Below are 24,691 nucleotides of genomic sequence, written 5' to 3' on the forward strand. Positions count from 1 at the left end.
TTTATTTCCCGTTTCCGGCGTCGTTATCGCCGTCGCGGGTGAGCCACCAGGCCCCTAAGATTGGTATCGTCGTTACCAGCATCACCAACAGCGCGACAACGTTGGTGACGGGCACATCTCGCGGCCGCCCCAGCTGATTCAGCAACCACAGCGGCAAGGTGCGTTCATGCCCCGCAGTAAAAGTGGTAACGATAATTTCATCAAACGACAGAGCGAATGCCAGCATTCCCCCCGCCAGCAGCGCCGACCCCAGATTGGGCAGCACTACGTAACGAAAGGTCTGCCAACCGGTAGCGCCTAAATCCATCGAGGCTTCCACCATACTCCACGAAGTCCGGCGGAAGCGGGCGATGACGTTGTTAAACACCACCACCACGCAGAAGGTCGCGTGCCCCACCACGATCGTCAGCAGGCCAGGCTCAAGGCCGACCGCTTTGAACGCCGTCAGGAGCGCCAGGCCGGTAATGATCCCCGGCAGGGCGATAGGCAGCAGCAGCAGTAGCGACACCGCATTTTTGCCAAAAAAGGCGCTGCGCCACAGGGCTCCTGCAGCCAGCGTGCCAAGCACTAAGGCAATGGCGGTCGACAGGGCAGCGATCTTAAGTGACAGTGTCACTGCCTGCAGAATGTCGCTGCGCCCGGCCGCCTCGCTGAACCAGCGCAGCGTCAGCCCCTGCGGCGGAAAGCTAAAGGCTGCATCTTCCGTATTAAAAGCATAGATGGCGATAATCAGCAGCGGAAAGTGGAGGAATATCACCCCGCCCCAGGTCGCCAGTCGCAGATACCAGGGCGCGCGTTCAGAGTGCATCGAAGGCTCCCAGACGTTTCACGAACGCCAGATAGAGGGCAATCAAGACGATAGGCACCAGGGTAAACGCCGCCGCCATCGGCATATTGCCGATCGCCCCCTGCTGCGAGTAAACCATATTGCCGATAAAGTATCCCGGCGGGCCCACCAGCTGCGGCACGATAAAGTCGCCTAGCGTCAGCGAAAAGGTGAAGATCGACCCAGCGGCGATGCCGGGAATGGCCAGCGGCAGCACCACGTAGCGAAAGGTCTGCCGCGGGGCCGCGCCGAGATCGGCCGAGGCCTGTAGCAACGATCCCGGAATACGCTCCAGCGCCGCCTGCACCGGCAGGATCATAAACGGCAGCCAGATGTAGACGAACACCAGAAAGCGTCCAAGGCCGGAGGTGGACAAGGTATTGCCGCCGACCGCCGGGACGCTCAACAGCGCGTTCAGCGCCCCCTCCAGTCCAAGATGACCGAGGAACCACTGCGCCACGCCATCTTTCGCCAGCAGCAGCACCCACGCATAGGCTTTGACGATATAGCTGGCCCACATTGGTAGCATGACCGCGATATAAAAGAAGGCCTTCATTTTGCCGCTGGTGTAGCGCGCCATATACCAGGCCATCGGCAGCGCCAGCAGCGCGCTGGCCAGCGTGACGCACAGCGCCATCACCAGGGTCCGCACAATAATGTCGTAGTTGGCAGGGTTGAACAGCGCCCGCAGGTTAGCCAGCGTGAAGTCGCTGGTCACCGACATGGTGAAGTCGTCAAAGGTATAAATGCTCTGCCACAGCAGGGTCAGCAGCGATCCCAGATAGACGATGCCAAACCACATCAGCGGCCCGAGCAGCAGTAAAAACAGGCCCAGCGCCGGTCGGCGCCAGAAGATCCCCGATATGCGCCCGGTCTGCGCAGGAATTATTGCCATGGTCATCTCAGCCTCCGCTTTCCAGCGGGGTCATCGCCGAGCGCGACCATGACGCCTGTACTATTTGCCCGGTTCGCGGAACGCTGGCCGCCGCCGCGCCATCGATGTTGGCCTGGCTGACCAGCAGTTTGTCGCCATCCGCGAGGCGGAGCTCGATCCGCGTCGCCGCCCCCTGATACTGCACCGCCTGCACCACACCCTGCACCTGCACCTCGCCGCCGCCCTGCAGGCGAACATGCTCCGGACGCAGCGACCAGCTGCCCGCCATCCCGCACAATCGTCGGGCCTCCTCGGCTGCAAAAACGTTGGCGGTGCCGACAAAACCGGCCACAAATGCGGTCCTGGGGTGCAGATAGAGATCCTGCGGGGCATCCACCTGCTCAATGCGCCCGTTGTTAAACACCGCCACGCGATCCGACATCGACAGCGCTTCGCTCTGGTCGTGGGTCACGAAGATGAAGGTGATCCCCAGCGACTGCTGCAGCTTTTTCAGCTCCACCTGCATCTGCTCGCGTAGTTTCAAATCCAGGGCGCCCAGCGGCTCATCGAGCAGCAGCACCCGCGGCTGGTTCACCAGCGCCCGGGCAATCGCGACCCGCTGCCGCTGGCCGCCGGAGAGCTGGGAGGGCTTGCGATGATGAGCAAAGCCAAGGGCCACCTTCTCCAGCGCCTCCTGGGCGCGGGCATGGCGCGCTTTCTTCGCCATGCCTTTGACCATCAGGCCGTAAGCGACGTTGTCAAGGATCGACATGTGGGGAAATAGCGCGTAGTCCTGGAACACGGTATTCACATCCCGCTGCCAGGGCGGCAGTTCGCTGGCCGGCTGACCAAAGATATGGATGGTTCCGCCGGAGAGCTGCTCAAAACCGGCAATCAGCCGCAGGCAGGTGGTTTTACCCGAGCCGGACGGACCCAGCATCGAGAAAAATTCTCCATCGCGTATGCCAATGCTAACCCCATCCACCGCCCGCACATCGCCATACAGGCGCGATACATTCTGGAACTCGACCGCGTACGTCATTGTTTGCCTCCGATCCTTAGCGGCCGCCCATTATCGCAATATAGTCCTGAGTCCAGCGGCTATAGGGCACGTATTTCCCGCCTTCCGCAACCGGCGTTTTCCAGAAGTGAATGCGGTTAAACTGCTCATAGCCGTTGGTCTCACAGCCTTTATCACCGAGCAGCGCGCTGGCTTTACAGCCCTCAGGCACCACCGGCAGCGAACCGAACCAGGCCGCCACATCGCCCTGCACCTTCGGCGTGAGCGACCAGTTCATCCATTTATAGGCGCAGACCGGGTGCTTCGCCTCGCTGTGCAGCATGGTGGTATCCGCCCAGCCGGTTACCCCCTCCTTCGGGAACACGGTGGCGACCGGCTGGCCTTCCGCCTTCAGGCCGTTGGCTTGATAGGGCCACGAACTGGAGGCGGCTACCCCTTCGTTTTTGAAGTCGTTCATCTGTACGGTGGCGTCATGCCAGTAGCGATGGATCAGCGGTTGCTGGTCGCGCAGGACTTTCAGCACCGCGTTGTACTGGGTTTCGGTCAGTTGATAGGGGTCTTCGATCCCCAGCTGCGGCTGGGTGGCTTTGACAAACAGCGCGGCGTCGGCGATATAGATCGGGCCATCATAGGCCTGCACCCGCCCCTGGTTGGTTTTACCATCCGGTAGATCCTGCTTGACGAACACCACGCGCCAGCTGTCCGGCGGCGTCGGGAATACGCGGGTGTTGTACATCAGCAGGTTCGGCCCCCACTGATACGGCGTGCCATAGACTTTACCGCCGACGTTAAACCACGCCCCCTTCGCAATACGCGGATCAAGGGAGCCCCAGCCGGCAATCAGCGCCGTGTTGATCGGCTGCACGCGTTTGCCCATGATCAGGCGCAGCGAAGCATCACCCGAGGCGGTGACCAGATCGTAACCGCCTTTGGCCATCAGACTGACCATCTCGTCAGAGGTGGCAGCGGTTTTGACATTAACCTGGCAACCGGTGTCCTTTTCGAACTGACTCACCCAGTCGTACTGTTTGTCGGTCTGACCGCGTTCGATATATCCCGGCCAGGCAATAATATCGAGCCGCCCTTCCGGTTTATCCAGCGAGGTGAGCGGCTCTGCCGCCTGAACGGTCAAACAAGCCATACCCAGCACATAAAGGCTGCAACGGGCAATTTTTTTGCTCATCAGGTGTTACTCCTGTCACAAAGGAATTAGCGGCAGCCGTGCCGTAAAAATATCTCCTGAAATAAGGGTAGTCAGCGGATTAACGCCCCCAGGGGAATTTATTCAGGTTGTGACCCGGGACGCATTACGTAAAAATCGCCAACACAAGCAGGACTTTATGGATTATAGACAACGAGTTAGGGAATGAGGAGGGGTATGCATATTTCCTATGGTGAGCGCCGGTAAAATAATGACCGGCCTCGATAAAAATCCTCTTTCGCTTATTTTCGCAGAATGTTTATCATGAGAAAAATAAACGACAGGGTCAGGCAAGCTGTTCGCGAATAAGTTCCCCCAGGCGCTTCACCCCCTGCTCTTCGCGTTCCCCCCAGCCCCAGGCGGTATTAAAACGGAAAAACGAGGTCCAGCTGTCGGAGGTGGAGAACATTTTCCCTGGGGCAATACTGATGTGCGACGCCAGCGCCCGGGCGCTAAGTGCGCTAGCGTCGGCCCCTTCCGGTAGTTCGATCCACAGAAAGTAGCCGCTGTCGCTGTGGTGGACGATGACCTCCGGCGGCAGATGGCGCAGCAGCGCCTGCCAGGCCTGCTGTTTACGCTCCGCCAGCTGACGACGTAGACGGCGCAGGTGGGCGTCATAGCGCTTGGTGGACAGGTAATCCACCAGGGCTAACTGCATCGGCGAACTGGTGGAAAGCGTACTCATCAGCTGAAGCTGCTGGATCCGCCGCGCCTGTTTGCCGGCCGCCACCCAGCCGATACGAAAGCCGGGTACCAGACATTTTGAGAACGAGCTGCAGTGCAGCGTCATCTCCTGGCGATCCCAGAACTTCGCCGGTAACGGCTTTTCGCGGCCAAAATAGAGCTCGCTGTAGACATCATCTTCGATCAACATCACGTTATAGCGCGCCAGCAGCGCCACCAGCGCCGCTTTTTTTTCAGCGCTGAGGGTGAAGCCGAGCGGATTCTGGCCGTTGGTCATCAGCCAGCAGGCCTTCACCGGATAGTTTTGCAGGGCCGCCTCCAGCGCCGTCAGATCAATGCCTTCCCTGACGTCAGTGGCCACCGACAATGCTTTCAAACGCAGCCTCTCCAGCGCCTGCAGGGCGCCGTAGAAGCAGGGGTTTTCCACCACCACCCAGTCTCCCGGCTCGGTCACCGCCTGCAGGCTGAGGTTAAGCGCCTCCAGCGCCCCGGCGGTGATGACGATCTCGTCCGGCGAGACGTTCATCCCCTGCAGGGCATAGCGACGGGCAATGGCATGCCGAAGTTCTGCATTGCCCGGCGGCAGATTCTCAATGACGCTCATGGCGGTGGCGGTTTTACTCACCTGCGCCAGCGAGCGGTTGAGCTGCTGCAGCGGGAAGAGACGCGGGTCCGGAAAGGCCGAGGCAAAGGGCAGCATCGACGCCTGGCGGCTGGCCTGGAGCACCTCAAAGATATAGGTATTGATATCGACGGCTTCATCGCGAGTGACCTGGGCAGGCGGCGCCGGCTGGCGGAGCTTCACCGGCTGGGGGGCAACATAATAACCCGACTGCGGACGGGCGACGATGCGCCCCTGGCTTTCCAGCAGCTGATAGGCATGGCTGACGGTCATAAAGCTCATGCCGCTGCTGATCACCTGCTCGCGCAGCGACGGCAGCCGATCGCCAGGCAACCAGACGCCAAGGGCGATCTGCTCGGTCAGTTGCTGCGCCAACTGTTGATACTTTTTCATTGCGGCCGTCCCCGTACGATAACGTCCCATTATCATATATCAGTTATAAAAAAATCATAGTTTCCTGTAACTGTTATATCTGCAGCGGCGGCCGCGTCGCCGTGATAGCACGGGATGGGTTTAAAATATCACCACCCAGAATAGCGAGATTAAAACAAACCAGAAGATAATCATTACGCCAAGCGTAATGCACAGACTCTGTAATCCTTTTTCAGACATTGGCATTCCCTTTTATTTATTCCCGAGCTCATACAGTACAAATTAGCCGCGGAGCCGACAATTTATTATTATTTAATTTACGATTAACCGGCTCAGCGTTTTTACTTATTCTCATACTAATGAGTGATAATAAATCAGAGTAAAAATCCGTGGCGGATTTCGTAAGCCAAAATATGAGCTACGGCGGGTGGTAAGGATATATTATGCCGACCAGGTGACTACGCCATACCGGCGGCAGGGCCGCGTAGCCAGCCGTTAGCAATAATATGACAGACAGCGGAATAGCGCCTAATCACCTTCCGCAGGGATTAATCAAGGTTGCGCAAGGATATTTTCTCGCCCTGGCAACAGCTGAAAAATCATAACAGCGGCCAACTGTTATGATAAAAAATGGCGTGACTGCCTCTGCCCCTCAGTCGTCACCCCACCTAAAATTGCGCTGAATCAATTTTGTTGTGGAGTCCTGCATGTTCGGTCTTGATGCATTCCATCTGGCGCGAGTTCAATTCGCTTTTACGGTCTCATTTCATATTATCTTCCCCGCCATTACTATTGGGCTGGCCAGCTATCTGGCGGTGCTCGAAGGCTTATGGCTAAAAACAAAAAATCCCGTCTGGCGCTCGCTGTACCATTTCTGGTCGAAGATTTTCGCCGTCAACTTCGGTATGGGGGTCGTTTCCGGGCTGGTGATGGCCTACCAGTTCGGCACCAACTGGAGCGGTTTCTCACAGTTTGCAGGCAGCATAACCGGCCCTCTGCTGACCTATGAAGTCCTGACGGCATTTTTTCTGGAAGCGGGCTTCCTCGGGGTGATGCTTTTCGGCTGGAACCGCGTGGGGCCGGGGCTGCACTTTTTCGCCACCTGCATGGTGGCGCTGGGTACTATCATCTCCACCTTCTGGATCCTCGCCTCTAACAGCTGGATGCAGACCCCGCAGGGGTTTGAGATCGTTGATGGCCAGGTCGTGCCCGTCGACTGGCTGGCGGTGATCTTTAATCCGTCGTTCCCCTACCGATTATTGCATATGACAGTAGCGGCGTTTCTCAGTAGCGCGCTGTTTGTCGGCGCCTCGGCGGCCTGGCATCTGCTGCGCGGCAATCAGTCGCCGGCGATCCGTAAGATGTTCTCGATGGCGCTATGGATGACGCTGCTGGTCGCCCCCGTCCAGGCGCTGATCGGCGATATGCATGGCCTGAATACCCTGAAGCACCAGCCGGCGAAAATCGCCGCCATTGAGGGGCACTGGGAAAATCCACCGGGTGAGCCAACGCCGTTGCTGCTGTTTGGCTGGCCCGATATGGACCAGGAGCGCACCCGCTACGGGCTTGAGATCCCGGCCCTGGGCAGTCTGATCCTCACCCACAGTCTTGATAAACAGGTGCCGGCGTTGAAAGAGTTCGCTCCTGAGGAGCGCCCGAATTCTACTGTGGTGTTCTGGTCATTTCGCCTGATGGCCGGGCTAGGCATGTTGATGCTGCTGCTGGGCGTGCTGGCCCTGTGGCTGCGTCGCGGCGACCGGCTATACCACTCGCGGCCGTTTCTGCGTTTTGCCCTGTGGATGGGGCCATCCGGCCTGATCGCTATTCTCGCCGGCTGGGTGACCACCGAGGTGGGCCGCCAACCCTGGGTGGTGTATGGCGTTCAGCGCACCGCCGATGCCGTTTCCGCTCATGGCGATCTGCATATGTCGGTCAGTTTATTGACCTTTATCGTAGTGTACAGCGCCGTCTTCGGCGTCGGCTACAGCTATATGCTGCGCCTGATCCGCAAGGGGCCGCAGGAGATGCTCCCGGCGACAACCGGTACGCCAGCCCGCCCGCTGTCCGCCGCCACTGAAGGTTATCTGCAGAAGGAGTCCCGCTAATGGGTATCGAGTTATCGGTGATCTGGTTCGTGATTATCGTCTTTGCCACGCTGATGTACATCGTCATGGATGGCTTTGATCTGGGCATCGGCCTGCTGTTTAGCACGGTGCGGGGCGGCGGGGATCGCGACGTAATGGTCAACAGCGTCGCGCCGGTATGGGATGGCAATGAAACCTGGCTGGTGCTCGGCGGCGCCGGCCTGTTTGGCGCCTTTCCCCTCGCCTACGCGGTGATCATCGACGCCCTGTCGATCCCCCTGACCCTGATGCTGATCGGCCTGATTTTTCGCGGCGTCGCCTTTGAGTTTCGCTTCCAGGCTACGCCGTCGCACCGGCCATTCTGGGATCGCGCCTTTTTTGGCGGCTCCCTGCTGGCAACTTTCAGCCAGGGCGTGGTGGTCGGGTCGGTGATCAACGGTTTCACCGTCAGCGGTCGCGCCTTCAGTGGCGGCATGTTTGACTGGCTGACCCCGTTCAGCCTGTTCTGCGGACTCGGACTGTGCGTGGCCTATGCGCTGCTCGGCGCCACCTGGCTGGTGATGAAAAGTGAAGGCGCGCTGCAGCAGAGAATGCGCAGCGCATCGCGGCAGTTGCTGGGTGCCCTGCTGGCGGTGTTTGCCGTCATCAGCCTGTGGACTCCGCTGGCGCACCCGGCGATTGCTGCCCGCTGGTTCAGCCTGCCGAATCTCTATTTCCTGCTGCCGGTACCGCTGCTGGTGATCCTCGTTAGCGGCTGGCTGTGGCGCACGCTGCATCAGCGCGACCGCCATGTTTCGCCCTTCACGCTGACGCTGGGCCTGGTCTTTCTCGGCTTCAGCGGACTGGGGATCAGCATCTGGCCGCATATTATCCCGCCGGCCATCACGCTGTGGCAGGCTGCCGCTCCCCCGCAAAGCCAGGGCTTTATGCTGGTGGGCGCCCTGCTGATTATTCCGGTCATTCTTGGCTACACCTGCTGGAGCTATTACGTGTTCCGCGGCAAAGTTCAGCCTGGGGAGGGATATCACTGATGCGTACTGCCTGGCCTAAACGTCTGCTGTGGCTGATCGCGCTCTGGGGAGGCAGCGTACTGACGCTGGCCGCCATAAGCCTGCTGTTTCGCCTGCTGATGACCGCCGCAGGGCTAAAAGTCTGAGTGGGATGCAGAGAAGTCCGAAAAGGGACTTCTCCATCTTATCTTCACTTTTGCCTGCTGAAATACGGTGATACATCTGAAGAAAGGATATTGCTATGAAGAAGTTAGCTTTACTCTCCGCCATAATGACGCTGGGAATGTCGTCATGGGCTTTTGCTGCCGACAACCCGCCGCCGCCGGAAAAAGGCGCGCAGCATCAGGGTAAACCGCCGGTGAAAAACGGCCAACACGATGGTAAGCAAGCGCAATACAACAGCAAAAAGCCACAACGAGACGGCAAACAGACGCAGCATGATGGCAAGCAGCCGCAGCACGATGGCAAGCAGCCGCAGCACGATGGCAAACAACCGCAGCACAACGGCAAGCAGCCGCCAAAAGGGAGCGAGCACAGCGGGAAACCGCTGCCGCCGAAAGCGTAACACTCTGGCCTGGCTTCCGCGTCAGGCCTTTTTTCATCCTTCGTCAGCCATCGTTGACAAACTCTTGCCGTTCTTTGAGATGCCCGAAAAAAAGCCTGCATTGCGCCTGACATAGTATGTCCACGCCATTGTTCCGTCGAGAAAAGGTATGTTAAAGAGAAGCATAAGCGCCCTGCTGTTGCTGTGCGCATTATTTTCCGGGCATCTGTTGGCCCATCGTCAGGGACACGAGTACTTTCCGGTGCAAAGTCTCGAACAGCAGCTGCTGCACGAAGCGGATAGCGATGAGCTTCGCAGCCAGCACGAGGAGGCCGCCGCAGACCTGCGCGAACATCACCGCTGGCAGGACGACCGTAAACCGCGGGCATCCTGCCAATAGCATCGACTCGAATCAGGCCCCTTTGCGCTTCGGCAGCGTCTTCATCAGATCGTCCGGGCTGACGGAGGCCACAATGCTGCCCGGGTGCGGCATTTTGAGGATATGGTTTTTGATCTTGCCGACCACGTGCATTTCGCACGGACGGCAGTCAAACTTCAGGGTCAGGACCTCATCGCCATGGATCAGCTGCATCGGCGTGGCTTTCCAGCTCTTGATGGAGCCTTTCGCCTGCTTCGGGCAGAGGTTGAAGGCGAACCGCAAACAATGCTTAGTGATCATCACCGGCACATCGCCCTTCTCTTCGTGCGCTTCATAGGCGGCGTCGATCAGCTGTACGCCATAGCGCTGGTAGAACGCCCGCGCCTTGTGGTTATAGACGTTGGCGAGGAAGGAGAGATGGGTCTCCGGGTAGACCGGCGGCGGTACGGAGACCGGCTTGCGGGTGCCGCGCTGCCAGGCGTTGAGGCGCGCTTCATCCAGCATCTCCGCAGTTTCCCGACGCAGCTGGTTGAGCAGGCTGTTGGGCACAAACAGCGGCGGCAGATTAACCTGCACCTCGCGCGCATAGTAGATGGTTTGCCCCAGTTTTGTGACACCGTCACGCAGGTTGGCCAGCGCTTTCTCCGCCTGGTTAGCTTCGGCGAACTCCCCGTCAAGGGTGTGGGTCACGCTGACGCCATCTTCACAGGTCATGGTGAGAACCAGCTGCTCCTGCCAGCCGCTCAACGTCACATCTACCGCGATGCGGCGTTCGCTGGAGGTCTTTAGCAGCGCCTGTTGCCAGTTATGATCGAGGTTGCGGTTGAGCGGCTGATGGGGGCGCACTTTATGCAGATCCGCTGGCATCTCGTTCGGCCATACCCGATAACGGTTTTCGCCGGTTTTTTCCACGGTATTAGCACGGAAGCCCACCACTTCGCGCTTAATCATCACGTTGAGACCATCGCCGTTGGTTAACGGTTCACTGACTTCAACGTCGAGATGGTCTTTGCCTACCTTCAGAACTTCACCCACCGGCAGGCCGATAAATTTCGGCGAATCAAAGGCGCCGATATCGCCTTTGCGGGCATTAACAAAGTAGTCAGTGCTGCCGCGGTGGAAGGTTTTATCCGTGGACGGGATAAAGAAATGCTCGGTGCGTCCAGCCGAGGCGCGCGCCAGGTCGCCGCGATCTTCGATAATGGCATCCAGCATTTGACGGTAGTGCGCAGTGATGTTTTTCACATAACTCATGTCTTTGTAACGGCCTTCAATTTTGAAGGAGCGTACGCCAGCGTCGATCAGCGCCGCCAGGTTGGCGGTCTGATCGTTATCCTTCATCGACAGGAGATGTTTCTCATAGGCCACCACCCGCCCCTGATCGTCCTTCAGGGTATACGGCAAGCGGCAAGCCTGCGAGCAGTCGCCGCGGTTGGCGCTGCGTCCGGTCTGGGCGTGCGAAATGTAACACTGCCCGGAATAGGCCACGCACAGCGCGCCATGGATAAAGAATTCGATAGTGGCGTCAGTGTGGTCGTAAATGGCTTTGATTTGACTGAGGTTCAGTTCGCGCGCCAGCACGATCTGACTGAAGCCGGCGTCGGAGAGAAACTTCGCTTTTTCCACACTGCGAATATCGCACTGGGTGCTGGCGTGCAGCTCAATCGGCGGCAGATCCAGCTCCATGATCCCCATATCCTGGACGATCAGCGCATCGACGCCTGCGTCGTAGAGATCGGTAATCAGCCGCTGCGCCGGCTCCAGTTCATCGTCATGCAGAATGGTGTTCAGCGTCACAAATACCTTTGCGCCAAAGCGATGAGCGAAAGGCACCAGCCCGGCGATATCGCTCAGACTGTTGCTGGCGTTGTGGCGGGCACCAAAGCCAGGTCCACCGATGTAAACGGCATCGGCGCCGTGAAGAATCGCTTCGCGAGCGATACCGGCGTCGCGGGCAGGACTAAGAAGTTCAAGACGATGATTGTGCAGGCGCATACGCGTGTTGTTATCCAGTATAAGGGGGTCGAAATGGCGGCTATTGTAGTCAGAACCGGGCGCAGACGAAAACCTTTTCCGCCGTCGCGCGACGACGAATTTTCACTTTTCAACAAAGTATTGACGGAAAAGATATTTCCCTCAAATCACGGCGAAGAGTACTGTCATCACGTATTCCGGATTTTCCTCGTCACGTTGTGAGTGGTTATCATCAGTCATCTTGTCTGGCCGCGGGTTCGCTCGCGGTTTTTTCTTTTGGATAATGGATAAGAGAATGGAAATGGGCCGCCTGGGCGCCGCGGTTACGATACGCATGCGTCGCGTCGCCGGCGAAACGCCTACCCTCACCCGCCTGCAGCGAGTGCCACTCCCCTTGTAAGCACAAATCCAGCGTACCACTTATCACTACCACATGCTCAATCACCCCTTTCTCATGCGGCGTTGATTCGCTCAGCGCGCCGGGGGCAAGGGTTATCGAAAAATGGTCAAAGCGCAGCTCGGGATCCCACGGGAATACTGGCGTCACCACCATCGCCTGCTGCTGCGGATCAAACGCGGAGGGCGCGGCGCTGGCGTCCGGGACGATGAACGCCGAAAACGGTACGTTCAGCCCGGTGGCAATCTTCCACAGCGTCGCCACCGTTGGACTTGATTCATTCCGCTCAATCTGCCCGAGCATGGCTTTCGACACCCCGGTCTCTTCCGCCAGTCGCGACAGGCTCCAGCCTCGCTGCTGGCGCAGGGTTTTAAGCGTTGCCGCCAGATGTTGCGCAATATTCATCCTTCCTCCTGTTTTTACTGCGCAAAGTATACCGCCATTTGTCTGATTTTTTCAGGACGTTTAACGGCATCGTACGCCACTGGCGGCGAGTTTTTCTCCCAGGGTAGCTGCGCGAACCACCGCTTGTGCGTTATAACGCACAATGATACAGTGAATGGATGTTATAACGCACATGAGAATCATCGATGCGCTCGTTTAGTCTTCCGCTTCCCACTCTGTTCGCTGGCTTCGTCGCCGTGTTGGTGGGGTACGCCAGCTCCGCCGCCATCATCTGGCAGGCCGCCGCCGCGGCCGGCGCTACCCCCGGGCAGATCGCCGGCTGGATGACGGCTCTTGGCCTCGCCATGGGCATCAGTACTCTCGCGCTGAGCGCCTGGCGGAAAGTTCCTGTGCTCACCGCCTGGTCAACGCCGGGCGCTGCGCTGTTAGTTAGCGGCCTGCAGGGGGTGACCCTCGCCGAGGCCGTGGGGATCTTTATTTTCGCCAACGCGCTGATCGTTATCTGCGGCGCCACCGGCCTGTTTGCCCGGCTGATGAAGATCATTCCCCATTCGCTGGCCGCCGCGATGCTGGCTGGGATCCTGCTACGGTTTGGTTTGCAGGCCTTCGCCGGCTTACAGGATCATCTGCCGCTGTGCGGCGGGATGCTCGCCGCCTGGCTGCTGTGTAAAGCGCTGTGGCCCCGCTTCGCCGTGGTGGCCGCGCTGGTGATTGGAGCGCTGATTGCGGCGGCGTCCGGGGATGTGGCTAGCGCCGCCGTGCCGCTGGCATTTGTGACGCCGGAATGGGTCGTCCCGCAGTTTACTCCGGCGCTTTTGCTCAGCGTCGGTCTGCCGTTCTTCCTCGTCACCATGGCCTCGCAGAACGCTCCAGGGTTCGCCACCCTGCAGGCATCAGGCTATACCGTACCGGTCTCCGCACTGATCGTCGTTTGCGGGGGGTTGGCACTACTGCTGGCGCCGTTTGGGGTTTATTCCATCTGCATCGCGGCGATCACCGCCGCCATATGCCAGAGCCCGGAGGCGCACCCGGATCCGAACCAGCGCTGGCTGGCGGCCATAGCCGCGGGCGGTTTTTATCTGCTGGCCGGTCTGTTCGGCGGGTCAATCACCGCCCTGATGTCGGCCCTGCCGCCGGCGTGGATCCAGATGCTGGCGGGTCTGGCGCTGCTCGGCACCATCGGCGGGAGTCTGTTTCAGGCAGTGCATCAGGCCAGTGAGCGCGATGCGGCAGTGCTAACCTTCCTGGTCACCGCCAGCGGGGTGACGCTGGCGGGAATTGGCTCAGCCTTCTGGGGCGTGGTGCTCGGCGGGGTGAGTTACGGCGTGCTATCCGCGCTGCGCCGCCCGTAGCTGGGAGGGCGTCAGGCCGGTGGCGGCTTTGACCCGATGGCTGAAATGGCTGGGGGAGCTAAAACCACAGGCCAGCGCTATCTCGGTTAACGGCAGCGCGCTATGGCAGATCAGGTTTTGCGCCTTCGCCATTCGCTGCTGCATGACGTACTGATGCGGAGCCATATTTAGCGACTGACGAAACATACGAGCAAAATGAAACTCACTCAGACCCGCCTGCTGCGCCAGGTCGGCCAGGGTCAAGGGCTGATCGAGATGAGCATCGATCCAGGCCAGTACGTGACGCTTTACGCCTGGCGCCAGCCCGCCGGTGACCGTCGGCAAACGCCACTGCACGGTGGAATAGTGCTGGATCAGATGGGTAAGCAGTAAGCTGCTGGCGGCGCTGAGGGTCAGCTGGTTCGCCGGCTGCCGCCAGTCGTTAGCCAGCAAAAACTGACGATACACTGCGGTGATTTATCATCGCTGGCGAAGGTCTTTTCCTGCAGGGTGAAGTTCGCCGGGCTGCGGTCCCACACCTCCTCGCCGACGCGACGCAGGTGCGCATCGGTACAGTAAAGATGCACAAACGACAGATCGCCGCGGATATCCCATACGCTTTCATCGCCTTTCGGCATCAGACAAAAACGATCCGGGCCGCCGCCATTTTTCCAGCCGTGCGGCGTCTTTTGATAGCTTTCGTAGCCATCAGCGACGTACAGACTTAAAGTATGATGGTCGCTGCGCACCGTCACGGTATCGCAATTGTTATACCAGGCGGCCAGTTGAATACCGGAATTCAGCTCCACGGTTCCCTTCAGCACCGCGTTCTGTCGCCGTAATGTTTCAAATGTCCCGTAACCCATCGTCTTCACACATTGTCTGTAAAAGCCCTAGTCTAGGGAGACTACGGCGCGGTTTCCAGTCCTCACCGCCAGCGGAGGGCAAATAAGCGCAAGAATTTGCAAGCCGACAACAAACCGGTGAAAGCCGCAGCAGGCGGCAGCCGGCATACTCCTCCCATCAACAGGTAGAGGAGAACCAGGGTGAACGCATTACTCTATGCACTCGTTGTCGTGATCTGGGGTACAACGTGGATTGCGATTTTTTTACAACAGGGACCGGTGGCCGCGCCGGTATCGATTTTCTGGCGTTTCGCCGTAGCCAGCGTCACGATGCTGGCGATTCTGCTCGTCACACGACGCCTGCGGCCGCTGGGCGCGAAAGATCATCTCTGCTGCCTGCTGCAGGGCTGCTGCGTCTTCTGCTTTAATTTCTGGTGTTTTTATACCGCCGCCGCCTGGATCAATACCGGTCTGGAATCGGTGATCTTTTCGATGGCGGTACTGTTTAACGCCATCAACAGCTTTCTCTTTTTCCGCCAGCAGCCGCCGGGCCGCTTCTGGGCCGCCGCCGCGCTGGGTCTCGCCGGTATCGTCATCCTGTTCTGGGACGACCTGCTGGCCAACGGACTGAACGCCTCGCTGCTGTGGGGGATCGGGCTGAGCGCCCTGGGTACCTACGGTTTTTCGCTCGGCAATATGTTCAGTATTCGCCACCAGCGCCGCGGGCTGGAAACGCTGACCACCAACAGCTGGGCGATGCTCTACGGCACGCTGGTGATGGGGGCGATCGCTCTGCTGCGCGGCGATAATTTTATGCCAGAATGGACCGTCAGCTATCTGGGCGCCCTGCTTTACCTGGCGCTGTTCGGCTCGGTCATCGCCTTTGGCGCCTATTTCACTCTCGTGGGGCGCATCGGCGCCAGCAAAGCCGCCTACAGTACGCTGCTGTTTCCGCTGGTCGCCTTATCCATTTCCACCGTCTATGAAGGGTATGTCTGGCACAGCAACGCCGTGATCGGGCTGGCGCTGATCCTGCTGGGTAACATGGTGATGTTTGCCAAACCGGAACAGCTATTGCTGCGCCGAAGGCTGGCCTGAGGAGGCTGAAGAAAAACAGCGCCGTCGTCAGACGGCGCTGGCACGATTAACGCTGAGAGGGATCGAATTTAACGGCGTCGACCGCCATATCATCGATAACCTGCTTCAGGGTATCGACGGTCAGCGGTGTATTCTCATTCGCCAGGGTTTTGCCTTCCCCTTTACGTACGACCTTGATGACCGGCTTATTGGTGCTGGCGTCAATGACCTCCGCCTCAAAGTACAGATCGGTGTCCATGGTACGATGGCCGGTGGCGGCCTGGGTGCCGGCGACAATCATAGCGACCGGGATCACTTCATAGAACTGCAGCCCCTCTTTGCTGGAGTCCACCCCGGTGATCGCCCCGCGGAAGATGAGGCTGCGCTTGCCGGCGGTAGTGGCCAGCGGTTTACGCTCGGAAATAGCCTGTTTCAGCTCTTTGTTGGTGTAGTTAAGAATATCCTGCAGCGCCTTCTCCCCTACCTGGGTGGTCGGCTTCGGTACCGGATAGTAGGTCACCGGGTGATAAACGATATTGTCATAGTTGGCCGGATTGAAGTTCGGATCGATCCAGCGCAGCTCCGGCTTGCCGGAGGCAGAGGTCGTTTCTTTCAAACTGGAATAATCTTTTAAGAAGCCCGAATACTGATCCGGTTGCGCCACTTTCGCCGCGCAGCCGGTCAACGCCAATATTCCCGCCAGAGCGGCGACTTTCAGTAAAACGCGAGTACGCATAGAGAGATCCCTGTAAATGCAGTTTTTTTTTCGGCAGACGTTATAGCAAATAGGACCCACTAGTTTTGTGACAAAAAAAGGGCTTCGTCAAGGAAGATTTATAAATATTGATGGCCTGAACATTACGTTAATAAATAATCACTTAAAAGGGGTATCGCGCGGTTTTCCAGGCTCATTTTCGCCGCAACGGGTCTCTGTCTTGCCCAGGCTCTGGCGGGGAATGCGGCGCGAGCCATGCTCAGCTTCCCACGCCGCGGCGAATCAGGCAGGCTTGCGCGCCAACAGGGTGGCGAAGCGCAATTTGATGCGATTGCCGTTGGCGTCGGTGCGATGCAGCTCGCCGACGTCCTCATTGTATTTCAGCAGCTCCCAGCCCTGGTAATAATCACGAAGCTCATCAGGTTTAAAGGCAAACGGGAAGCCGACGGTGCAGGGATAGTCTTCGGTATCCATCGCCGCCACAATCAGGTTATAGCCGCCGGCGGCGGTGCAGCGCTGCATATTGGCGATCAGGCCCGGGATGGTGTCAGGCTCGAGGAACATCATCACTACGGTGGAGAGGATCAGGTCATACTCGCCATCAAAGCTCAGGCTGTTGAGGTCTTTCACCGCCGTTTGCAGATTATCCAGTCGCTCGGCGGCGCGAATACTTTCCAGATTGTTGACGCTCATCGGATTTTTATCCCACGCCGTCACCGCGAAGCCGTTCGCCGCCAGATAAAGGCTGTTACGCCCGTTGCCGCAGCCCAGATCCAGCGCCCGCCCCGGCGGCACAATCGTCGCGGCATGCAGCACCTCGGAATGGGTGCGGGTCAGGCTGTATTTTTGACTAAAATAATCCGCGTCACGCTTTGTCATGATCCTTCCTTCTTATTCAGGAGTGTTTCCCGGTCGACCTGGAGCAACAGTTTCCCGCTGACCAACAGCAACGCTGTACGCAGCAGCAGCAGGCCGACAACCAGATTGCTAAAAATAAATAGCGGCATCGCCAGATGATGAAAAAAGCCGTCTCCCCTGGCCTGGCCGAGATGCAGACCGGTGGTGGCCAGCGCGGAAATGCCGAACGAAAAGCTCCAGAAAGAAGCATTGAACGGCTGACGAAGATACCAGGGCATCAGACGGAGCATAAACAGCAGCTGCAGCAGGCCGTAACCAAACAGCAGCTTAGCGAAGGTATCGGCCTCCCCGCCGTTGACGCTGAGCCAGGCGCTGCAGGCCACCAGCGCAGGCGCCAGCTGGATCCCCAGCGAGGTGCGCAGCGGCGTCGGCAGCTCGCCTGCGCTGCGCAGACGCTGGAGGATCGCCGGCTCGAGGCTCAGCCAGGAGAAGACCCCGGCGCCGAGGAACACCAGTCCGGCATCGGAAAATCCCAGCGCGCCGCAGGCCATCGCGCTGATAAAATTATTGGCTACTGTCGGCAGATACAACCCCGGCGTGGTGGCCTCGCGAGGATGGTTCCCCCGCCATAGCCCACCGCTTTGCCAGGCGGCATAGGCGAGCTGCAGCGCCACGCCCGGCACAAACAGCCCGATCGCCAGCGGCCGGCACCAGGGAGCCAAACCAATCGCCACCAACAGCGTGGTGGCCGGAAACAGGCTGACGAAGCTGCTGCTCACCGGATGACGCATCTCCCGCAGCACGCTCGCCGGAAAGCGGATCGCCCGGCTGATAAACGCCATGCTGAGCAGGACCCACATCGCCATCGCCAGCGTCACCAGCCCATCACCAATGCTGCGGCTGACCGGCCAAAGGGTGCTGGCGTAACGCCAGGCGAAGCCCATTCCGATGGTGCCGAGCACCATGCCAAAATAACCCGCCGGCAGGTTTAGCACCTGCCGCGGCGTTTGCGTTTTATTCATTTTATTGATGATATCAATTTAATTTGAAGTTGCATTCTAAAGGAACCTTATCCCGCGCGCTATGGCGATCTTTGCTATGTTTATGTTAACCATAAGTAATAAGGATCGGCCATGCGTAAATACCGTCTCAGCGAACAGACCCGGCAGTATTGTTATGAGGAAGAGCATGGCAAACAAAGCGTCACCCTGCGCCAGATCGTGGCGCTTATTGATTTCGCTGACGTTAAAGCGGGCAGCGAAGGCGGCTGGGTGGATGAGGAATGCGCTCTCAGCCAGCAGGGGGAGTGCTGGATCTACGATGTCAACAGCGTGGTCTTCGCCGGGGCGCGCATCCGCGACGACGCCCGCTTAACCGGGTTCTGCGTGGTCAGCCATGAGGCCACCATCGGCGGACAGGCCTGCATTCACGCCGCGCAGATCAGCCATCACGCGCAGATCAGTGACAACGTCACGGTTACGCAGAGCCAGGTGCGCGGTTATTGTCGCCTTGCCGACGAGGCGCGTCTTCTCCCCCACTGCCAGGTGATTGCCGCGCGCGGGTTAACCGCCGATCGCGACAAAGTCCTGCAGATCTATCAGCGAGCCATCGTCAGCGCCTCGCGCATTCTCCACCAGGCGCAAATCTACGGCGATGCCTTCGTTGAGCATGCGTTTGTCGAACATCGGGCGGAAGTGTTTGACCAGGCAAGACTTGAAGGGAACGAAGAAAACGACGTCTGGGTATGCGATAACGCCCGGGTATACGGGCACGCGCGTCTGATCGCCGGTCGCGGAGAGGATGCCATTCCCACCGTGCGCTACAGTTCGCAGGTGGCAGAGAATGCGGTGATTGAAGGCAACTGCCTGCTGAAGCATCGGGCGATGGTCGGCGGCGAGGCGCAGCTGCGAGGTGGTCCGATTCTGCTCGACGACGATGTGCTGATCCAGGGGCGGACAGTCATCACCGGCGATGTGATCGTTGAGCACCAGGTCTCCATCAATGACGAGGTGCAGATTGCCGCACAGGAGGGAGAGGCCATTCATCTGCGCGGCCCGAAAACGCTTGACGGCCAGCAGCACATCACCCGCACGCCGCTGTTAGGCGCGCTTTAATGCCTCATCGCGGTCAATAATGCGGGCGTAGATATTCTGATCGTCATAGCTACCGTTCAGATACTCGGCTTGTCGGAGACAGCCTTCCAGAACAAACCCGTTGCGCAACGCTACCTGGTTGCTGCGGGTGTTCGCCACCCGGCATTTGATCACAAACCGGCGCACCAGCCCGCTGGCGGCATAATGGCGGATAAAGGCCTGTAATGAACGGGAAAGCAGCCCTTGCCCCTGGTGCTCTTCATCGATCCAGTAGCCAATATAGGCCGTTTTATTCTGCGGCTCGATCTGATTGAACGACAGGACCCCGACTAGCTGCTTATCGAGAAACAGCAAAAACATTTTGGCGTAATCCCGCTGATGCAGCATCACGTTGCCCTGCACATGGCGGCGGGTCTCGTCTTCGCTGCGCACCTCGGCGGGCCAACTGAGCGACTGCTGTAGCCAGCGCTGGTTTTTGACCACCAGCTGGTGCAGGTCGCTAACGTAGCGCTCATCAATGGCGATTAGCGTCAGCGCGTCGGTTACCGGGATCGACTCAGGTACTGCTAGGATATCTGCGGTCATAGCGCTCTCTTCTGGCCCGCAGGGACTGCCTGCGGGCGTCGGGTGACTCAGGGTTATTTCATGATCCGATCGTCAACGTAGTTTCGTTTATCTGCTGCCGGCGGGAAATACTGATAGAGCCAGGTTTCGCTGATGGCTTCTCCCTGACAGCGCAGGAACAGACGCATCTCCACCGGGTCGGTTGAGTCGGTGGTCGGATACCAGTCGAAAAGGATCCGGTAGCCATCGAACGGCTCGACGTAGAGGATCTCAATCTGCTTCGCTTCCCCGCTGGAGAGGGTGATCACCGGTTCAATACCGCGCGGCGCGGCCGCCTTCAAATCGCCGCCGACAAAGTCGATGGCAAAACGACGCGCCCACTTATCCGGGTAGTGTTCACCCGGCGCCCATCCTTCGGGGAAGCCCCCCATCCCGGTGCGGGTGGCCAGAACGCGCGCCAGCGGAGTGCTCACCGGCGGCTGCGCGCTCCAGTAAAGACGGTAGCGGAAGTCCAGTTCGTCGCCCGCCTTCACCGCCTTTTCCGGCTGCCAGAAGCAGACGATATTATCCAGCGTTTCGCCGGTAGTTGGGATCTCCATCAGGCTGACCGCCCCTTTGCCCCACTGGTTACGCGGCTCAACCCACAGGCTGGGACGCTTGTTATACCAGCCCATCACATCCTGGTAGTGGGAGAAATCACGGTCCAGCTGCAACAGACCAAAGCCGCGCGGGTTCTTGTCCTGGAAGGCATTGAACTGCAGCTTCTGCGGGTTATTCAGCGGCCGGCAGACCCATTCCCCGTTGCCCAACCACATTGACAGCCGATCGGAGTCGTGGATTTGCGGATGGATGGTGTCGCACATCCGCCGCTCATTATTGCCGCAGCTGAACATACTGGTCATCGGCGCGATACCCAGCTGTTTGATATCCTTGCGGGCGTACAGGTGGTTTTCCACGTCCATGATAACCTGGGTATCCTGGCAGTGGATGGTGAACTTGTAGGCGCCAGTGATGCTCGGGCTGTCCAGCAGCGCGTAAACGGTAAACACCGTGGCGTCCCCTTTGACCGTTTCGAACCAGAACGACGTAAAGTCGGGAAACTCTTCCGGGGTATCGGTAAAGGTATCCACCGCCAGACCGCGGGCCGACAGGCCATACTGATAGGTGCTGTCTACCGCGCGGAAGTAGCTGGCGCCGAGGAACGCCACGATATCGCGGCGCGCCAGCTCCGGCGCTTTAAACACCCGGAACCCGGCGAAGCCGAGGTCAGACTGTCCTTCCAGCTGACGGGTATCCACACCGGCGTCATTGTACTTAAACAGCTCCGGACGGAAGTGGATCTCGCGCGCCTGCTGGGTGCTGGCGTCTAAAGAGAACATCCGCACGCGGCGACGGAACCCCATCCCGACGTGGAAAAACTGGATGTCCAGCTTACGCTCTTCAATATTGTTCCACAGCGAGTGGTTGGCATCGTACTGGATGCTGTTATAGGCCTGCGGGGTGAGATTGGCGAGCGTCGGCGGCAGATCGCGCGGGGCGCCGCCCCACGGCTGGCGCGCCAGATCGTGAGCCATCGCCTGCAGAACAGCATAATCAAAACGACGCGTTTGCCCGTCGGCAATGCCCGCGTCTTCGGCAAAAGCGGCCTGACTGAATAAGGAAGCGACTCCTGACGTTCCGCATACGGCGGCAACAGCCATGGAAGATTTAAGAAAACGTCTGCGGTTCATGCCTGAGAAAGCGTCCTTCTGCACGGGTGAATTGATTCGCAACGCGTCATCACGCTGCGTGATAATTTCCGCCCACTCTAGACAAAAACGATTAATAATCCAATTGTTGCCAGCAGAAAAAAGGTAAAAAAGCCCTGTCCAGAGGAACAGCCTGTTTTTTTCATTTCCTCTGACGTGTAGCCAGGGCATACACGCTGCCTGCCGCTTTTTACCCCTGACTATTCAAGGGAAATCTATTCTCCAGTGCTGAATATTCACCCCATGTATCGCTCCTCGCCGCGCGCGTTTTTTAGGCACGATTCGCGCAAATTTCCATCGCGCCTGGTGCTAACTTTTCCCCGATAACCGCTATCTTTCTTCACGTTAGCGGCCAACAGGGGAGAGCCGTTCGGGCTGTCCCGCCACGCTCTCCAGGGAATTCATTCAGGAGTCATGCCATGCAAGTGAAAGCAGCCGTCACGCTGGGCTACCAGCAGCCTTTTGTCATCAAAGACGTCGAGGTCGCCCCGCCGGGGAAGGACGAGATATTAGTGAAAATTGTCGCCACCGGCGTCTGCCATACCGACGCCGTGATGCGCGACAACCCCGGGGTTGTGCCTATGCCGGCGATCCTCGGCCATGAAGGCGCCGGGATCGTTGCCAGCGTCGGCGAGGCGGTTAGCGGCATCAGGGTAGGAGACCACGTGGTGCTCAGCTACGCCGCCTGCCACGACTGCGAAAATTGTTTAAGCAACCACCCTTCGGCTTGCGAAGATTTTAATACGCTTAATTTTGGCGGCCGACGCGGGGATGGCACCACCCCCTACCGGCTGGGAGACCAGGATCTGTCCCTGTTCTTTGGCCAGTCGTCTTTCAGCCAGTATGTGGTCACCCGCGCCAGCAACGCGGTCGTGGTCGACCCGGAGGTTGATCTCACCCTGCTCGGCCCGCTGGGCTGCGGTATCCAGACCGGTAGCGGGACGGTGCTCAACCGCCTGAAACCGGTGGTCGGCGAATCGCTGGTGGTGTTTGGCTGCGGCGCGGTGGGGCTCAGCGCCATCATGGCAGCGAAATTAACCGGCTGTTCACAGATTATCGCGGTGGATATCCATGCCAGCCGCCTCGCCCTGGCGGGCGAACTGGGCGCCACCCATCAGATCAACGGCAAGGAACAGGATGCCGTCGCCGTGATTAAACAAATCACCGGTAAAGGCGCCCACTACGCGGTGGAAACGACCGGCGTCTCCGCTATCGTTCTGCAGGCCGTACACGCGGTGAAACCGCTGGGAACGGTGGCGATTGTGGGCTTTACCGGAGATATCACCCTTAACGTGCAGAACGACCTGATGGCGGAGGGAAAATCGCTGGTCGGGGTGATTGAAGGCGACGCCGTGCCGGCGCTGTTTATTCCGCGGTTGGTGCAACTCTATAAACAGGGAAAATTCCCTATCGATAAGCTTATCGCCCGCTATCCGTTGGCCGATATCAACCAGGCCTTCGCCGATTCGGCGTCCGGCAAGGTGATCAAGCCGGTGGTGGTCATGTGAGATAACGTCGCCACCGGTCGGTGGCGACAGTTGCGCATTATGGGATTTATTCCAGCGTCACGTGATGCTTCATCACCCGGCGAAACAGCGCCAGTCTGGCGCGCATAAAGCGGTTCTCCACTTTAAACCCGGCGCGCTTATGCAAGCCAATGCGCAACAGGCGATCCCGCCCGCGCAGGCACGCCGGCCAGCGCACTGCGCCGGAAAGCGTCTGCTCGCCGCTGGCGAGGCGGGCAAACTGCGCCCAGTAGTCAGCGACCTGAGCGGCGAAGGCCAGATCCGCTTCGCTGGCGTACTGCCGCACCGGGTCGGTCAACCGCAGGTTATCAAACACGTAGGGCACCTCGTTGCCATGCCAGGCCCCATGCGGGTAGGCGTCATGCTCCGCTTCCGCGACATAATCAAACCAGTAGCGCCAGCACGGCTGACCCACGCGCTGTTGCGCCTGCATCACTACATAACCAAGGGTGGTGAAGGCCATGTCGCGGCATACTTCCCGCCCCAGCGCTTCATCGCCCTTCACGCCGGGATAGAGGAGTTTGATCAGCCCCAGCCCCAGACGGCGCTCTCGGCGCAGCTTCTGGATCTGCCCGGCAATATCGACGCCGAACACGGCCATCACGCTGGCTTCATCGCTATTGGAGCCGATCATCACCGGTATCGGATGCTGGCGGCCGGCAAAGAAGGTCTCCAGCATCGGCTGCGGCAGCACCGCGTCTCCGGCAATAGGCGCTGGCCCGGTATTCAGCGGCGCGGTGAGCGACCAGAAGGCCTCCGCGGGGATCGCCCGCAATTCCTCAGCGCTGGCTTGCGGTAAGGCGAAGTGTTCCGCCAGCAGGCGCCCTTTTTCCAGCGCTTTTTCCCGCGGCAGATCGGGTAGCGTATACCCGCTCTGAATAATCGCTTTATGAAACAGCCCTTTCGCTTTCGGGGAGGCCATTAGCGACAGCACGCTGCGCGCCCCGGCGGATTCGCCAAACAGCGTGACGTTGGCGGCATCCCCGCCGAAGGCGTGGATATTCTCCTGAACCCACTGCAGAGCGGCAATCTGATCGAGCAACGCGAAATTATAGAGACGTTCGCCCGCCTCTTCTTCCAGCGCCGGATGGGAGAAAAAGCCGAGATGGCCCAGCCGGTAGTTAACTGTCACCACCACCACGTCGCGGCTGGCAAGCGCTTTGCCATCGTAAGGCGGCAGGCTGCCGGCGCCGATGGTAAACCCGCCGCCGTGCAGCCAGACCATCACCGGCAGCGGCTGCGCTGCGCTGGCCGGGGCCCAGACGTTGAGATATAAGCAGTCTTCGCTGAAGGCGCCAGGATCGCCGCCGCCGAGCTCGCGGCAGTAGTCAATGTCCTGCCAGCTGGCGGCGGAAAAGGTCTCGGCTGGACGTACCCCCTGCCAGCGGGCGGCTGGCTGCGGCGCGCGCCAGCGCAGCGGGCCCACGGGCGGCGCGGCGTACGGAATGCCGCGCCAGATATGAATCCCCTGTTCTGCGCTCCCGGCCAGCGTTCCCTGACGGGTTTTCGCCAACGGTTTCGACGGATGTTGCATAACCTGC

Annotated in this window: 25 protein-coding genes and 1 other annotated feature; of the genes, 10 read left to right on the top strand and 15 right to left on the bottom strand. The window is 59.2% G+C overall.

Features of this window, described 5'->3' with window-relative positions:
• Position 1: 1 nt before the first annotated feature.
• The 5 genes from KPHS_29000 to KPHS_29040 form a co-directional block, all read right to left on the bottom strand.
• Entirely contained in the window at positions 2 to 808 is an 807-nt protein-coding gene (locus tag KPHS_29000) for a putative transport system permease component (RefSeq protein YP_005227200.1), read from the bottom strand.
• Positions 798 to 1,727, bottom strand: coding sequence for an ABC transporter permease (locus KPHS_29010; RefSeq protein ID YP_005227201.1), 930 nt, complete (start codon positions 1,725 to 1,727; stop codon positions 798 to 800). Before KPHS_29010 ends, KPHS_29000 begins: the two co-directional genes overlap by 11 nt.
• A 1-nt stretch (position 1,728) precedes the next feature.
• Complete coding sequence (locus KPHS_29020) at positions 1,729 to 2,742, bottom strand: putative ABC transporter ATP-binding protein (protein ID YP_005227202.1); 1,014 nt, start codon at positions 2,740 to 2,742, stop codon at positions 1,729 to 1,731.
• Positions 2,743 to 2,758: 16 nt separating this feature from the next.
• Positions 2,759 to 3,904 (bottom strand): putative ABC transporter periplasmic binding protein, encoded by a 1,146-nt coding sequence (locus KPHS_29030; protein YP_005227203.1) that lies wholly within the window; start codon positions 3,902 to 3,904, stop codon positions 2,759 to 2,761.
• A gap of 304 nt (positions 3,905 to 4,208) precedes the next feature.
• Positions 4,209 to 5,621 carry a transcription regulator GntR gene (locus KPHS_29040; RefSeq protein YP_005227204.1) on the bottom strand — a complete coding sequence of 471 codons (1,413 nt, stop codon included), beginning with the start codon at positions 5,619 to 5,621 and terminating at the stop codon, positions 4,209 to 4,211.
• Between the two features lie 686 nt (positions 5,622 to 6,307).
• Between KPHS_29040 and KPHS_29050 the strand changes: the two genes are divergently transcribed.
• The 5 genes from KPHS_29050 (at position 6,308) to KPHS_29090 (ending at position 9,638) form a co-directional block, all read left to right on the top strand.
• Entirely contained in the window at positions 6,308 to 7,705 is a 1,398-nt protein-coding gene (locus KPHS_29050) for a cytochrome oxidase bd-II subunit I (protein ID YP_005227205.1), read from the top strand.
• Entirely contained in the window at positions 7,705 to 8,715 is a 1,011-nt protein-coding gene (locus KPHS_29060) for a cytochrome d terminal oxidase polypeptide subunit II (RefSeq protein ID YP_005227206.1), read from the top strand. Before KPHS_29050 ends, KPHS_29060 begins: the two co-directional genes overlap by 1 nt.
• Complete coding sequence (locus tag KPHS_29070; RefSeq protein ID YP_005227207.1) at positions 8,715 to 8,840, top strand: DUF2474 domain-containing protein; 126 nt, start codon at positions 8,715 to 8,717, stop codon at positions 8,838 to 8,840. Before KPHS_29060 ends, KPHS_29070 begins: the two co-directional genes overlap by 1 nt.
• Before the next feature lie 95 nt (positions 8,841 to 8,935).
• Positions 8,936 to 9,259, top strand: a complete 324-nt coding sequence (locus tag KPHS_29080) for a hypothetical protein (RefSeq protein ID YP_005227208.1) — start codon at positions 8,936 to 8,938, stop codon at positions 9,257 to 9,259.
• A 148-nt stretch (positions 9,260 to 9,407) separates the two neighbouring features.
• Positions 9,408 to 9,638: a DUF2554 family protein gene (locus tag KPHS_29090; protein YP_005227209.1), complete on the top strand. Its 231-nt coding sequence runs from the start codon at positions 9,408 to 9,410 to the stop codon at positions 9,636 to 9,638.
• Between the two features lie 12 nt (positions 9,639 to 9,650).
• On the opposite strand, the gene KPHS_29100 is transcribed toward KPHS_29090, so the two are convergent.
• Positions 9,651 to 11,612 carry a putative protease gene (locus tag KPHS_29100; RefSeq protein ID YP_005227210.1) on the bottom strand — a complete coding sequence of 654 codons (1,962 nt, stop codon included), beginning with the start codon at positions 11,610 to 11,612 and terminating at the stop codon, positions 9,651 to 9,653.
• A gap of 33 nt (positions 11,613 to 11,645) precedes the next feature.
• Here KPHS_29100 and KPHS_29110 point away from each other — a divergent pair, with 33 nt between their 5' ends.
• The gene (locus tag KPHS_29110) at positions 11,646 to 11,813 is read left to right on the top strand and encodes a hypothetical protein (protein ID YP_005227211.1); all 168 of its coding nucleotides are present in this window, start codon (positions 11,646 to 11,648) and stop codon (positions 11,811 to 11,813) included.
• A 10-nt stretch (positions 11,814 to 11,823) separates the two neighbouring features.
• On the opposite strand, the gene KPHS_29120 is transcribed toward KPHS_29110, so the two are convergent.
• Positions 11,824 to 12,393, bottom strand: coding sequence for a putative regulator (locus tag KPHS_29120; protein ID YP_005227212.1), 570 nt, complete (start codon positions 12,391 to 12,393; stop codon positions 11,824 to 11,826).
• A gap of 185 nt (positions 12,394 to 12,578) precedes the next feature.
• Here KPHS_29120 and KPHS_29130 point away from each other — a divergent pair, with 185 nt between their 5' ends.
• Positions 12,579 to 13,745, top strand: coding sequence for an inner membrane protein YdcO (locus KPHS_29130; protein ID YP_005227213.1), 1,167 nt, complete (start codon positions 12,579 to 12,581; stop codon positions 13,743 to 13,745).
• On the opposite strand, the gene KPHS_29140 is transcribed toward KPHS_29130, so the two are convergent.
• Together KPHS_29140 and KPHS_29150 are read right to left on the bottom strand one after the other, a co-directional pair.
• On the bottom strand, positions 13,722 to 14,177 hold the full coding sequence (locus KPHS_29140) for an AraC family transcriptional regulator (protein YP_005227214.1): 456 nt from the start codon (positions 14,175 to 14,177) through the stop codon (positions 13,722 to 13,724). The two genes, KPHS_29130 and KPHS_29140, sit on opposite strands and share 24 nt — an antisense overlap.
• Positions 13,722 to 14,590, bottom strand: a sequence feature (potential frameshift: common BLAST hit: gi|238894978|ref|YP_002919712.1| AraC family transcriptional regulator). It overlaps the preceding gene by 456 nt.
• A complete protein-coding gene (locus KPHS_29150) occupies positions 14,138 to 14,590 on the bottom strand; it encodes an AraC family transcriptional regulator (RefSeq protein YP_005227215.1) in 453 nt (150 codons plus the stop codon). It overlaps the preceding feature by 453 nt. Before KPHS_29150 ends, KPHS_29140 begins: the two co-directional genes overlap by 40 nt.
• Positions 14,591 to 14,770: 180 nt before the next feature.
• Here KPHS_29150 and KPHS_29160 point away from each other — a divergent pair, with 180 nt between their 5' ends.
• Positions 14,771 to 15,667 (top strand): putative transmembrane protein, encoded by an 897-nt coding sequence (locus KPHS_29160; protein ID YP_005227216.1) that lies wholly within the window; start codon positions 14,771 to 14,773, stop codon positions 15,665 to 15,667.
• A 46-nt stretch (positions 15,668 to 15,713) separates the two neighbouring features.
• Here KPHS_29160 and KPHS_29170 read toward each other — a convergent pair whose 3' ends face one another.
• The 3 genes from KPHS_29170 to KPHS_29190 all read right to left on the bottom strand — a co-directional run bounded on the left by KPHS_29170 (position 15,714) and on the right by KPHS_29190 (position 18,241).
• A complete protein-coding gene (locus tag KPHS_29170; protein ID YP_005227217.1) occupies positions 15,714 to 16,382 on the bottom strand; it encodes a DUF3313 domain-containing protein in 669 nt (222 codons plus the stop codon).
• Between the two features lie 261 nt (positions 16,383 to 16,643).
• On the bottom strand, positions 16,644 to 17,240 hold the full coding sequence (locus KPHS_29180; RefSeq protein ID YP_005227218.1) for a putative methyltransferase for tellurite resistance: 597 nt from the start codon (positions 17,238 to 17,240) through the stop codon (positions 16,644 to 16,646).
• Entirely contained in the window at positions 17,237 to 18,241 is a 1,005-nt protein-coding gene (locus KPHS_29190; protein YP_005227219.1) for a TDT family K+-tellurite ethidium and proflavin transport protein, read from the bottom strand. The genes KPHS_29180 and KPHS_29190 overlap by 4 nt, the downstream gene beginning before the upstream one ends.
• A gap of 111 nt (positions 18,242 to 18,352) precedes the next feature.
• Between KPHS_29190 and KPHS_29200 the strand changes: the two genes are divergently transcribed.
• A complete protein-coding gene (locus tag KPHS_29200) occupies positions 18,353 to 19,333 on the top strand; it encodes a putative LpxA-like enzyme (RefSeq protein YP_005227220.1) in 981 nt (326 codons plus the stop codon).
• Here the strand turns inward: KPHS_29200 and KPHS_29210 are convergent.
• Positions 19,319 to 19,897: a ribosomal-protein-L7/L12-serine acetyltransferase gene (locus tag KPHS_29210; RefSeq protein YP_005227221.1), complete on the bottom strand. Its 579-nt coding sequence runs from the start codon at positions 19,895 to 19,897 to the stop codon at positions 19,319 to 19,321. The two genes, KPHS_29200 and KPHS_29210, sit on opposite strands and share 15 nt — an antisense overlap.
• Positions 19,898 to 19,950: 53 nt before the next feature.
• Positions 19,951 to 21,606, bottom strand: a complete 1,656-nt coding sequence (locus KPHS_29220; RefSeq protein YP_005227222.1) for a glucan biosynthesis protein — start codon at positions 21,604 to 21,606, stop codon at positions 19,951 to 19,953.
• Between the two features lie 437 nt (positions 21,607 to 22,043).
• On the opposite strand from KPHS_29220, the gene KPHS_29230 reads away from it, so the two are divergent.
• The gene (locus KPHS_29230; protein ID YP_005227223.1) at positions 22,044 to 23,132 is read left to right on the top strand and encodes a Zinc-containing alcohol dehydrogenase superfamily protein; all 1,089 of its coding nucleotides are present in this window, start codon (positions 22,044 to 22,046) and stop codon (positions 23,130 to 23,132) included.
• 46 nt (positions 23,133 to 23,178) lie between these two features.
• Here the strand turns inward: KPHS_29230 and KPHS_29240 are convergent, their stop codons facing one another.
• On the bottom strand, positions 23,179 to 24,684 hold the full coding sequence (locus tag KPHS_29240; protein YP_005227224.1) for a putative carboxylesterase: 1,506 nt from the start codon (positions 24,682 to 24,684) through the stop codon (positions 23,179 to 23,181).
• Positions 24,685 to 24,691 lie beyond the last annotated feature (7 nt).

It is taken from the genome of Klebsiella pneumoniae subsp. pneumoniae HS11286 (genome assembly GCF_000240185.1).
GTDB lineage: Bacteria > Pseudomonadota > Gammaproteobacteria > Enterobacterales > Enterobacteriaceae > Klebsiella > Klebsiella pneumoniae.

Coding starts and splice junctions, on each gene's coding strand:
- KPHS_29000 (YP_005227200.1), bottom strand. CDS start 808: ATGCACTCTGAACGCGCGCCCTGGTATCTGCGACTGGCGACCTGGGGC.
- KPHS_29010 (YP_005227201.1), bottom strand. CDS start 1,727: ATGACCATGGCAATAATTCCTGCGCAGACCGGGCGCATATCGGGGATC.
- KPHS_29020 (YP_005227202.1), bottom strand. CDS start 2,742: ATGACGTACGCGGTCGAGTTCCAGAATGTATCGCGCCTGTATGGCGAT.
- KPHS_29030 (YP_005227203.1), bottom strand. CDS start 3,904: ATGAGCAAAAAAATTGCCCGTTGCAGCCTTTATGTGCTGGGTATGGCT.
- KPHS_29040 (YP_005227204.1), bottom strand. CDS start 5,621: ATGAAAAAGTATCAACAGTTGGCGCAGCAACTGACCGAGCAGATCGCC.
- KPHS_29050 (YP_005227205.1), top strand. CDS start 6,308: ATGTTCGGTCTTGATGCATTCCATCTGGCGCGAGTTCAATTCGCTTTT.
- KPHS_29060 (YP_005227206.1), top strand. CDS start 7,705: ATGGGTATCGAGTTATCGGTGATCTGGTTCGTGATTATCGTCTTTGCC.
- KPHS_29070 (YP_005227207.1), top strand. CDS start 8,715: ATGCGTACTGCCTGGCCTAAACGTCTGCTGTGGCTGATCGCGCTCTGG.
- KPHS_29080 (YP_005227208.1), top strand. CDS start 8,936: ATGAAGAAGTTAGCTTTACTCTCCGCCATAATGACGCTGGGAATGTCG.
- KPHS_29090 (YP_005227209.1), top strand. CDS start 9,408: ATGTTAAAGAGAAGCATAAGCGCCCTGCTGTTGCTGTGCGCATTATTT.
- KPHS_29100 (YP_005227210.1), bottom strand. CDS start 11,612: ATGCGCCTGCACAATCATCGTCTTGAACTTCTTAGTCCTGCCCGCGAC.
- KPHS_29110 (YP_005227211.1), top strand. CDS start 11,646: ATGGCGGCTATTGTAGTCAGAACCGGGCGCAGACGAAAACCTTTTCCG.
- KPHS_29120 (YP_005227212.1), bottom strand. CDS start 12,393: ATGAATATTGCGCAACATCTGGCGGCAACGCTTAAAACCCTGCGCCAG.
- KPHS_29130 (YP_005227213.1), top strand. CDS start 12,579: ATGCGCTCGTTTAGTCTTCCGCTTCCCACTCTGTTCGCTGGCTTCGTC.
- KPHS_29150 (YP_005227215.1), bottom strand. CDS start 14,590: ATGGGTTACGGGACATTTGAAACATTACGGCGACAGAACGCGGTGCTG.
- KPHS_29170 (YP_005227217.1), bottom strand. CDS start 16,382: ATGCGTACTCGCGTTTTACTGAAAGTCGCCGCTCTGGCGGGAATATTG.
- KPHS_29180 (YP_005227218.1), bottom strand. CDS start 17,240: ATGACAAAGCGTGACGCGGATTATTTTAGTCAAAAATACAGCCTGACC.
- KPHS_29190 (YP_005227219.1), bottom strand. CDS start 18,241: ATGAATAAAACGCAAACGCCGCGGCAGGTGCTAAACCTGCCGGCGGGT.
- KPHS_29200 (YP_005227220.1), top strand. CDS start 18,353: ATGCGTAAATACCGTCTCAGCGAACAGACCCGGCAGTATTGTTATGAG.
- KPHS_29210 (YP_005227221.1), bottom strand. CDS start 19,897: ATGACCGCAGATATCCTAGCAGTACCTGAGTCGATCCCGGTAACCGAC.
- KPHS_29220 (YP_005227222.1), bottom strand. CDS start 21,606: ATGAACCGCAGACGTTTTCTTAAATCTTCCATGGCTGTTGCCGCCGTA.
- KPHS_29230 (YP_005227223.1), top strand. CDS start 22,044: ATGCAAGTGAAAGCAGCCGTCACGCTGGGCTACCAGCAGCCTTTTGTC.
- KPHS_29240 (YP_005227224.1), bottom strand. CDS start 24,684: ATGCAACATCCGTCGAAACCGTTGGCGAAAACCCGTCAGGGAACGCTG.